The sequence below is a fragment of the Halalkalibacter nanhaiisediminis genome (assembly GCF_007830185.1).
Classification (GTDB): domain Bacteria; phylum Bacillota; class Bacilli; order Bacillales; family Bacillaceae_D; genus Halalkalibacter; species Halalkalibacter nanhaiisediminis.
Map to the genome: position 1 here is coordinate 47,329 of NZ_VLKZ01000013.1, position 10,280 is coordinate 57,608.

Here is a 10,280-nt window from a genome sequence, read left to right on the forward strand (position 1 = left end):
AAAATAAGTGAAGGAAATGAAAATCGGTGAGGAGGACCATCAATATGCCTAATCAAGAGAGCAACAACAAAAACTCTACTATCAATTAATTGAACATATTGCCGCTTCTATTACAGAAGCTAATGAACAAGCAGCGCATCAAGGAATTGAAACGCGACTCCCAGTCTTACATTTATATAAAGAGCAGACCGAACAAATTGAAGACATTCAGAACTATTTTAGACAAGTTGGCATGCCTATTGAGCAAACAACGGAAGCTGACGTATTAACCATGGCCTTGAAGCATTTCCATCAGTTTATTTGTCACTTACAAAATGATAAATAAATGCACCCAGCTTCTTTGTAGATAAAGCTTGGGTGCATTTATATGGAAGACTAATTAATCATTTCAACAAATGATCGAGCATTGTTCACCATTATTTTACTGATTGAAACGTAATTCGTTTAAGTTGTTTATCCCAACTAAGTGATGCCTGAAACGATTTTCCTTCCTTTTTAAAACCATCTAGTACTTCCGTTTGTCCGTCCGTTAGTATTGCTTTTATATCTTTTTGTCTAAGTTTCTTCCCTAAGAGAGTTTTTGAGATCGTAAAAGAACAATGATGTGTTTTATATTGATTACATCCAAAAAACGTCCCGCGATCTAAAATAGTCCCCCCACAATTAGGACAAGTTCCTATAGATGACACTCTACGTTTATTTTGTCCCTTTCTTGTCTTACGTTGCATAGATGTAAGATCACGATCACTAAAGTCCCAATTGTTAGCTTGTGATTTGGCTTCATCAATTAGATGATCAACCAACTTTCTTGTTTGTTCCATGAAAGAAACAGAGGAAGCTTCCCCTTTTCCAATTTCCCGTAAACGTTGCTCCCATTTTGCCGTCATTTCAGCTGATGTCAGGATGCTTGAACCTAGCGCATCAATAAGCAATCTTCCCTTTTCTGTTGGGGAAACAATATTTTTTGTTACTGTCATGTAACCTCTATCTTTTAAAACGGTTAAAATGCCTGCTCGTGTTGCTTCTGTCCCAAGACCCTGTGATTCCATTAATACTTTTTCCAGCTCCGAATCGGTTAATTGTTTTCCTGCCGTTTTCATTACCGTAATAAGCTGTCCTTCAGTGTAGCGTTTAGGAGGCTGAGTCACCGACTCACGAGTTTGAACACTTTTTACGATTCCTTGTTCTTCTACTTCAAGTGCAGGTAAGTCTTGGTCATCATTTTTTTGATCATTTGTATAAATAATACGTCTCCAGCCCTCCTGTTTAATAACTTTTCCTTTTGATTGAAAAGTTGCACGACCATCAACAAGTGTCTCTACTTTTGTCAGATGAACGATAGCATCTTTTTCATGGGCTGCGAGTAACGAACGTGCAATCAAATCATAAATTTTTTGTTCATCATTTGATAACTTTTCAACGTTAGGTACTTGTTCAGTTGGAATAATCGCATAATGATCGGTTACTTTTTTATCATTCACATAGCGTTTATTATGAAGTAATGAAGCTGTTGGTAATGGGGCAAACTGCTTATAATCAGGTTTTGTTAATAATGTTTCCACAATAGCTGGAAACATGTTCGCCTCTCCTTTTGTTACAAAAGAAGAGTCAGTCCTTGGATAAGAAATATACCCCTTTACATAAAGTTTTTGTGCAATATCCAATGTCTGCTTTGGCGAAAAGCGAAAACGCTGGTTTGCAAGTGTTTGTAAACTAGAAAGTGTAAAAAAATATGGAGGCTTATAATGCTTTTCCTCCTTTTCAATATTTGATACAGCCGCCTGCTTTCCCTTACAAAAAAGCGCAACCTTTTCTGCTTGTTCAGCTGACTTTAATCTTGTTTGCTCATCTTTATGCCAAATGCCTTCATATTCTTTTCCATTCATTAAGAATATCGCTTTCACTTCCCAAAAGGGTTCTGGCTTAAAAGCTTCAATCTCCTTTTCGCGTTTAACAATTAAAGCTAAAGTCGGAGTCTGAACACGACCAGTTGAAAAAACATCATTGATCCCTTTCTGCTTAAACAAAAGTGTGTATGCTCTTGAAGCATTCATCCCAACAAGCCAGTCAGCACATGATCTGCTCAATGCCTCATAATAAAGCGGACGCGTCTCTTCCTCTGTACGCAGTTGCCTAAAACCAGTCTCTACCGCATTGGCGGTTAAAGAAGATAACCACAAGCGTTTTAGCGGTTTATTAATTTGGCATTGTTGCAAGATAAGTCGAACAATTAATTCTCCTTCACGTCCTGCATCCCCTGCCATTATAATTTCCTTGACACTCGATTGATTGGCCAGTTTCTTAATCATTTGAAATTGCTTTGTCTTTCCACGTGTTACTTGATGTTTAAATTTCTCTGGTACAATCGGCAATGTTTCAAGTTTCCATGCTTTCCACCTCTGATCGTACTGCTCAGGAGGTACCAGCTCACATAAGTGACCGATTGCCCACGTGACATATGCCCCGTTTGGAAACATAGACGAAGGCTTTATTTCAATATAACCTGTTCCTTTAATAGAGGGAAAGGGAGCAGCGAGCTTAGCTCCTTGATCAGGCTTTTCAGCTATGATTAATACAGATCCCATGTATTAGTCAACCTCTTTCACTTTGGAATAACAAAACATCTCACAAAAGAAAAACCTTCCATCTCTTATCTGGAAGGTTACATAACCTAATTAATTCTAGTATATCATTTTCTATCTAACCTGCTCATTTAAAATAAGCAGGTTTTTCAAGATTAAGCATGTTCAGTGAAATTTTACCACCTTATCACAATTGTTACATTACCTCTCTACCAGCTTCCTGTTGGGTAAAGAAAAAGATAAAGACTATAAGGGGAAGAGCTAATAAAAAGATTCCACTTTTTGAAGGTTTAATAGTCTGGATATCGGTTAGAGCCATCTCATCCCTTCCTCTCTTAATGAATTGACTAAATGATCATCAACTTTAAAATGCTTATTGACAATCCTTTGAAAAAATCGATAATCCCTTTCTAATTCTGGTATAGTTGGGGAAGGGATTTCAGCACCTGTAATTGGTCCAGAAACATCGATAGTAAACCTTGCAGGCGAAATAAAAATACCCGTAATAAAAAGGTCTTTTTTTAGCAATAAGGTAGCTAGGATAATATCGATAATATCAATCAAGGCCGTAGCAAGTTGATTCCCCTCTTCACCTACAAGACGAGTCTCTCCAGTCAACGGTCCTCCTAATGCCATACTAAACCCACTAGCTCCTATAAAAACACCCTTAATCGTAATTTGACCTGTTAATAATAACGCTGCAGTGACAACGTTAAGATGTATTTGAATAGAACGTATGATTTTAATATCAGCTTCAGCTTTCCTTTTTCTGTTCACTGCCGCCACACCCTCTTAGCATATTCTATTCAGAACTATAGAAATTGTTATTAATCAAAAAAAAATTGTATATTACCATCATTTTGAAATGAAGTTTGTTATTCTTCTCTTGTTTTTAACAAGCCTTCATGTTTACAACATTCTTAGTTCGGGAATTAAGAGTGTATGAATGAAGGAGGGGATTGTAAACATGGCACTAAAAAACGAGCAGCTTCACACATTGAAAGATACATTACTGACAATGAAAAAAGGTTTAGAAAAAAAGAAAGCAAGTGAACACGGAACGACATCAGATGATAATCAAAGTGAACTATCGAGTGGAATCGATAATCATCCAGCAGAAGAGGCTTCTAATTACGAAGAACAAATGAAACAACAAACGTTTAAACAAGCTGATCAAGAGAGATTAAATGAAATTAATGATTCACTTGAACAAATTGAAAAAGGGGAATATGGTATATGCGTAGATACTGGCGACGAGATTTCCTTTGAAAGATTAGAAGCCGTACCTTATGCCAAGCGAACAGTCGAAGCTCAACAAGCATTCGAGGAAAATCACCTTAGCGATCAAACGAATGAACAAGAACATGAGGATACGATAAGTAGCTTAGCTGATTCTGATACAGTTAGACATAAACATACGAATACAACAACGCGCCTCCAAGAAGAACAAGACGCATTTTAGAAAAAAACGACTTTATCTATAATCTGATAAAGTCGTTTTTCATTATTCTATTCTTGATCAATCAACTTCACAAGCATATGAGCAAGCATATGACGTTCTTCTTTTTCTCCAACTTTCCATAATTCTTGAAGAAGTTTTTCTTCACGATTTTTTGGCTCAACATGTTCCGCTAAATAATTCGCTATTTTTTCTGCCACAATTGCCAGCTGTTCATCATTCAAGCCAATCTTTTTTGCGATTCCAATACGATCATCTAAATACCTTTTAAAGCCATCAAAACTAGCTACGATCTCGTCAATATTTTCATGATCCATTCGCTTAATTGTATCCTCAACTCTATCAATGTGTAAGTCTCCCTGTTTTTCAACAACATGATTTTTTTCTGACATTTTATCTCCTCCTCTGTACGCTTTGTATTTATAATGGTAACCTCAGAGTGTGAATGTTAAACGTCTAACATGATTGAAAGTAGGTTTTCTTTTATAAAGATCGAACAAATGATGAAGTAAAACGATTTGGAGGAAAAAGCATGGGAAAAGGATTAGAAGGAAAGAAAATTGCACTTGCTGCTTCACGTAAAACAGACGAAATGGCAACAATCATTGAAAAGCAAGGTGGCGAGACCATTGTACGACCTTTACAAGGAACCGTTTTTTTAGCCGAGAAAGAAGTTGAACCTGAATTACGTCAATTCGTTGAAGAAAAAGCCGATTGGGTCATTTTCACAACTGGTATTGGGACAGAATCACTACTCAAAGTTGCTGAAGTAATTGGTATTTATGATGAATATGTCAAAGTCATTCAACAAGCACAAGTAGCTACTAGAGGATATAAAACAGTGGCGGCGTTAAAGAAAATTAATGTGACACCTGTGGCGGTTGATGAAGACGGGACGACAGCAGGTTTAATTAATGCATTAAAAGATATTGACTTTTCAGGAAAGCGCGTAATGGTACAACTACATGGTGTGACCATTCCAACACTTATTACCTTCCTTGAAAAAAAAGGGGCAACCGTCATTCAATTATTACCTTATCAGCATACACCTCCTGAAACAGAGACGCTTGAGCAATTATATAATGAAGTAATAAATCAACAAGTAGATGCAGTATGTTTTACAACAGCTATACAAGCACGTTCATTTTTTCAATACGCAAAGGAATACGGAAATCTAACAAAGTCTCTTAACACTTTTGAGCAAAACGTTGTGGCTGTTGCCGTAGGGAAAGTAACGGCAGAAGCATTACATGAAGAAGGCGTCAAACGAATCATTAGCCCTGATAAGGAAAGAATGGGCGCGATGATTATTGAGCTTTCTAAATATTATCAAAATCAAATGAACGAAGAAAACTAGGTCTTAAAAGATAAAATAGACAACGGGAGAAACTTCTTTGATCGAAGTTTCTCCCGTTCATTTTTTGATCCTATTCATTCACTACATACTCGTCAAAAAATCGTTGAAAGCCTTCATTGCTTGCAGCGCCTTCTACTCTTTCTACCTCCACTCCGTTTTCAAAGTGTACAACAGTTGGAGTTGACTCAATATTGTACTCATTCCTGCCTTCTTCAAATTCGAGCAAATTGTATTGAACCAAATCAATTCCATTCTCCTCAGCTAACGGTACAAGCCTTGGCGTAGCTTCCTGACAGAACTGACAAGTCGGACTATAGAAATAAACCGTCACATCTTCTTCATTTGCTAGTCTTTCTGCTAACTCATCTGGAAGAATAACATTTTGATAGTTTGGATCGTCTAGTAAATTTACTGTAGCGGCATTTAATCGATCTTTTCCATACGGGTTCCCTTCTGCTTTCTGTGTTTGTTGAATATTCGTAACAACAGTAAGAGCAATAAAAAGTAATACGACAACACCGCCAAAAATAAGCACTTTTTTCATTTAGTTGTTTTCCTCCTTAGTAAGTCTCAGCACAACGAGACTACAAATTAAAATAATCACAAAAGCAGTCAATGCAAGAAATGGAATGGTTACAAAACCAAACCAATTAATGTATTGACCAGTACAAGAAATTTGCCCACAAGCAGGCGCAGCTTCTGTAAAAAAATCTACCTTTTGAATCGCATAATGATAGGCTGATAAACACATGCCTATAAAGGATAAAACAGCCGAATAAAGAACAGATTTCGGATCTTTCTTTATAATCCCAATTGCTAATATAAGAACAAGAGGATACATGAAAATACGTTGGTACCAACAAAGAGTACATGGCTCATATAGTCTCACTTCAGAAAAAAACAGTGACCCAAGCGTGGCAACTAAAGATGTCAACCATGCCACGATGGTAATGTTTTCAATCTTTTTTTGCAATGTTCCGACCTCATTTTCATTTATTTAATCCAGCTTTGATTATACAGAAAGTGACATTTCGAATCTACTCATAATCATTTTCCTTTTAAGTAGATTTTGTTACATTTTCGTGTTTGGATTCAACATAAGCTGTTTACAATGATTTTACATAAAATTAATTTAATACCTAAAAATCCTTAATATCTATGGGCTATCCTAAAAAAGAATCAATTGAATAGAGAGGAGTTTTTATTTATGTTTAAAAAAATGAGAAAGCTAATCCCACTTGTATTAGCCACTGTATTAGTGTTCCCAGTATGGACACCTAACGTGAGTGCGGCAGAGAAAGGTTCTGCGAAAAATGTCATTTTATTAATTCCAGACGGTATGGGTGCTAGTTATTTAACGGCTTCAAGAATTTTTAAAGGAGAAGAATTAGGTTTTGAACGTTACTTAAAAGGTATGCTCAAAACAGATTCAGCTAATACAAGTGTGACAGACTCCGCTGCAGCTGGTACAGCGATGGCAACTGGTTATAAAACAGATAATGGAAAAATTTCTATTAGCCCAAATGGAGCCGAGCCCGATTCCATCCTTGATGCTGCAAGAAACAAGGACAAAGCAACTGGGTTGGTTGCCACTTCACGTATTACCCATGCAACACCTGCTGTATTCGTTGCTCATGATGCTTCTCGAGGCAATGAAGTAGCACTAGCACAACAGTATATTGGGAATGTTGATGTTATTTTAGGTGGCGGTCGTGACATGTTTACACATGAAGATGATGGAGGTAAGCAACCTGAGCTAGATTTAGTTACCGAAGCAGAAAATGCTGGTTACGAATATATTACAAATAAATCAGAAATGGCAAATATTCAAGGTGATAAAGTACTCGGCTTATTTGCTGATGAAGCTCTTACATATGAAATGGATCGTGTAGATCCCACACAACCAAGTCTTTCGGAAATGACTAGTACAGCAATTGATATTTTAAATAAAGATGAAGACGGCTTTTTCTTAATGGTAGAAGGCTCACAAATTGACTGGGCTGGTCATGCTAATGATCCAGCAGCTGCCATCACTGACACACTTGAGTTTGAAAAAGCAGTAAATGAAGCAGTAGAATTTGCAAGAGAAGATGATGAAACATTAGTTGTCGTCGTAGGCGACCATGAAACAGGTGGCATGGTTATTGGAACAACTGCTGGTGGCTACGCTGACAACATTTCAATCTTAAAAAATGTAACAGCAAGTAACAATATAGTCGCTAGTGAATTAGAAGAAAACGCACGTACCATTTCTCTTTCTAATGGTGTAGAAGTAGATGGAGACTACTACATGCATATTCGTGATATTGTTAATCAATTAGGAGCAACATTTAACTATAATTCAAAAAGTAAAAAAGCTGTTATTAAATACGGTATGGAATCTGTCACAATTGATTTAGGAAAAAAAGAAATGGACAAAGGTCAACCATTTGATATGTATTTTGATAAAGAAAAGAAACAAAATTACTTAAATGTTGAATCATTAGTTAAGCTTTTCGGTTATAACTTAGCTATCAGTTCAACAAAAAATGAACCTAAAAATACAAAAGGATATTTAGTTGATATTAATGAGATTGTTTCTCCTTTTTGGGGATTTGATTTAACAGAAGAAGATGAAAACATGATCGCTTCTGTTAACTGGAATAATCAAACAAATGTGATTAATGTATTAGGTACAGTGATCTCAAATCATGCTTACATTAGCTGGGGAACTCGTAATCATTCTGGTGTGGAGGTTCCTTTATACGCTTATGGTCAAGGAGCCGATGAATTTGTTGGTTTACTCGATAACACTGATCTCCCACGTATTATCACTTACTTAATGGGAACAGAGTTATTTGCTGATGAAGAAACTTTCATGAATCAACTAGAAGAAAGAAGAACTAACTAATCTAATGATATGATGCTTAATACCACTCAATTATTAAAAGCAGATAAACCCAGCTGTTCTTACTGGGTTTATCTGCTTCTCTTATTCCTTATACATAATATGTATTACATCCATTGTTTAGGATATTGCCTTCCTTTAAATAAATTGTTATACACTATTGAATCATCTTTTCCTCTTTCATTTCTTTATTTATCCCCCTAGCACCGTCCCCTTACAAGACAATTTTGTGAGTTTTTTAGAAAATTTCACATAAAATCATTTTACGGTAAAATGCTATGTATTTTAAACCTTTATTCCATCTCTTACACTTATTTTCCCAATAGGATTAAAAGTAATTAATTAACATTACTGTATATTTTACATGAGTTTTATAAAAAAACCTTATCGCCTGTTAGGTGTTCATGTACAATAGAGAGAATGAATCTTGAAAAGATATAAAGGAGAACAATATGGTAACTATAAAACAGGCTACTCCCCTATCGGCTTATACAGTATTTAGCCGTGAAGAATGGGCAAAATTATCAGAAACAACTACAGATCTGCTCTCGGCTTCTGAACGTACAAAGCTAGAAGGGATTTATGATTCCATTTCTGCTGAAGAGGTATCCGAAATTTACTTGCCATTATCGCAATTGTTGTACATGCACATGACTCATTCAGTCAACTTACATCAACATGTCAACCATTTTCTTCAAAAGAAAACAAAGAAGGTTCCTTTTGTCATTGGGGTTGCTGGCAGTGTTTCTGTTGGTAAAAGTACGACAGCAAGGTTAATTCAAGCATTAGCCAAACGATGGCCAAACAGCCCAAATGTCGCCTTAGTCACAACAGACGGATTTCTTTATCCAAATGCTGTTTTGGAAGAACGCGGCTTAATGAAACGAAAAGGGTTCCCAGAAAGTTATGATATTAACCGATTAATTCACTTTCTCTATCAACTTAAATCTGGTTGCGCTTACATAGAAGCTCCTGTTTATTCCCATTTAACCTATGATATTTTATCCGATACGGTTCAGAAAATTGAAGAGCCTGATGTCGTGATCGTTGAAGGCATTAATGTTTTGCAAGTAAATAAAAAAGACCGTCGTATTCCCCATGTCTTTGTCTCAGACTTCTTCGATTTTTCTATTTATGTAGATGCAGAAGAAGACGATATTCTAACATGGTACATTGAACGATTTAAGCTGCTTCGTAATACAGCCTTTCAGCAGCCCGAATCATTTTTCCATCGCTATCGCCATTTATCCGATTCGGAGGCTGTCGAATTTGCTACAGATATTTGGACAACGATAAATGGAATTAATCTTGAAAAAAATATTCGTCCAACGCGCCACCGTGCTGATTTAATTTTAAAGAAAGAAGCAGGTCATAGAGTAAGCGAAGTGCGTATAAAAAAAATGTGAGTTAACTGACTAAATCAAACAAGAAGACACGCTTGGATTGAAATCCTAGCGTGTCTTAGTCTTGCCATATCTCATAAAAGCCTAAGAATGATCTGAGTTACGAATCCAAAAACCTACAAGTGTTATGATTTTAGTACGTTGCCGATTATAACCTCTTCTAGAAAATCAGCAACTCCACCTTCTTCATCAGACTTTGTCATGACATTGGCATACCTTTTGAGATTATATTGATAAGGTCTACATTTTCACCTCACAAAATCAAAACCACCAGTGTGAACTGGTGGTTTGTTCTGCGGCTGAAAGCCTCTCTTACCGGCCTTGGCCTTAAAGGCCCACTGAAAGGGTTTCCCGTCTGCACCACATTCACTCACTAATTCTAAAGAATTTCCTTATTTCTTCTTATTTTTCTCACCAGTAAAAGGGTCATGTTCTTCGAATAATGTTAACTGATCACCCATGTAGTCTTCTCTCAGCTGATTCTTAATATATTCTTGTATTTGTTTCTTATTTCTGCCTACTGTATCGACATAGAATCCCCGGCACCAGAACTTCCGGTTCCCATATCGATACTTCAAATTGGCATGTCGAT

Annotated in this window: 10 protein-coding genes; 4 read left to right on the plus strand and 6 right to left on the minus strand. The window is 36.4% G+C overall.

Annotation, left to right across the window (positions count from 1 at the left end; all coding sequences use genetic code 11):
* Window positions 1-416: 416 nt before the first annotated feature.
* Window positions 417-2,585 (minus strand): DNA topoisomerase III, encoded by a 2,169-nt coding sequence (locus IQ10_RS16800; RefSeq protein ID WP_144451629.1) that lies wholly within the window; start codon window positions 2,583-2,585, stop codon window positions 417-419.
* A 306-nt stretch (window positions 2,586-2,891) separates the two neighbouring features.
* Window positions 2,892-3,359 carry a hypothetical protein gene (locus IQ10_RS16805; protein WP_144451630.1) on the minus strand — a complete coding sequence of 156 codons (468 nt, stop codon included), beginning with the start codon at window positions 3,357-3,359 and terminating at the stop codon, window positions 2,892-2,894.
* Window positions 3,360-3,549: 190 nt separating this feature from the next.
* On the opposite strand from IQ10_RS16805, the gene IQ10_RS16810 reads away from it, so the two are divergent.
* Entirely contained in the window at window positions 3,550-4,044 is a 495-nt protein-coding gene (locus IQ10_RS16810; RefSeq protein ID WP_158640070.1) for a TraR/DksA family transcriptional regulator, read from the plus strand.
* A 47-nt stretch (window positions 4,045-4,091) separates the two neighbouring features.
* On the opposite strand, the gene IQ10_RS16815 is transcribed toward IQ10_RS16810, so the two are convergent.
* The gene (locus IQ10_RS16815) at window positions 4,092-4,433 is read right to left on the minus strand and encodes a DUF3243 domain-containing protein (protein WP_144451632.1); all 342 of its coding nucleotides are present in this window, start codon (window positions 4,431-4,433) and stop codon (window positions 4,092-4,094) included.
* Between the two features lie 140 nt (window positions 4,434-4,573).
* On the opposite strand from IQ10_RS16815, the gene IQ10_RS16820 reads away from it, so the two are divergent.
* Window positions 4,574-5,398, plus strand: a complete 825-nt coding sequence (locus IQ10_RS16820; RefSeq protein ID WP_144451633.1) for a uroporphyrinogen-III synthase — start codon at window positions 4,574-4,576, stop codon at window positions 5,396-5,398.
* Between the two features lie 70 nt (window positions 5,399-5,468).
* Here the strand turns inward: IQ10_RS16820 and IQ10_RS16825 are convergent, their stop codons facing one another.
* Together IQ10_RS16825 and IQ10_RS16830 are read right to left on the minus strand one after the other, a co-directional pair.
* Window positions 5,469-5,942: a thioredoxin family protein gene (locus tag IQ10_RS16825; RefSeq protein ID WP_144451634.1), complete on the minus strand. Its 474-nt coding sequence runs from the start codon at window positions 5,940-5,942 to the stop codon at window positions 5,469-5,471.
* Entirely contained in the window at window positions 5,943-6,371 is a 429-nt protein-coding gene (locus IQ10_RS16830) for a disulfide oxidoreductase (protein WP_144451635.1), read from the minus strand. It abuts the gene before it with no gap.
* Window positions 6,372-6,605: 234 nt separating this feature from the next.
* Between IQ10_RS16830 and IQ10_RS16835 the strand changes: the two genes are divergently transcribed.
* Together IQ10_RS16835 and coaA are read left to right on the plus strand one after the other, a co-directional pair.
* On the plus strand, window positions 6,606-8,288 hold the full coding sequence (locus tag IQ10_RS16835) for an alkaline phosphatase (RefSeq protein ID WP_144451636.1): 1,683 nt from the start codon (window positions 6,606-6,608) through the stop codon (window positions 8,286-8,288).
* A gap of 449 nt (window positions 8,289-8,737) precedes the next feature.
* Window positions 8,738-9,691, plus strand: a complete 954-nt coding sequence (coaA, locus tag IQ10_RS16840) for a type I pantothenate kinase (RefSeq protein ID WP_144451637.1) — start codon at window positions 8,738-8,740, stop codon at window positions 9,689-9,691.
* A gap of 389 nt (window positions 9,692-10,080) precedes the next feature.
* Here coaA and IQ10_RS16845 read toward each other — a convergent pair.
* Window positions 10,081-10,280, minus strand: a 200-nt coding sequence (locus tag IQ10_RS16845; RefSeq protein WP_199757447.1) for a transposase, incomplete at its 5' end; no start/stop codon positions are given.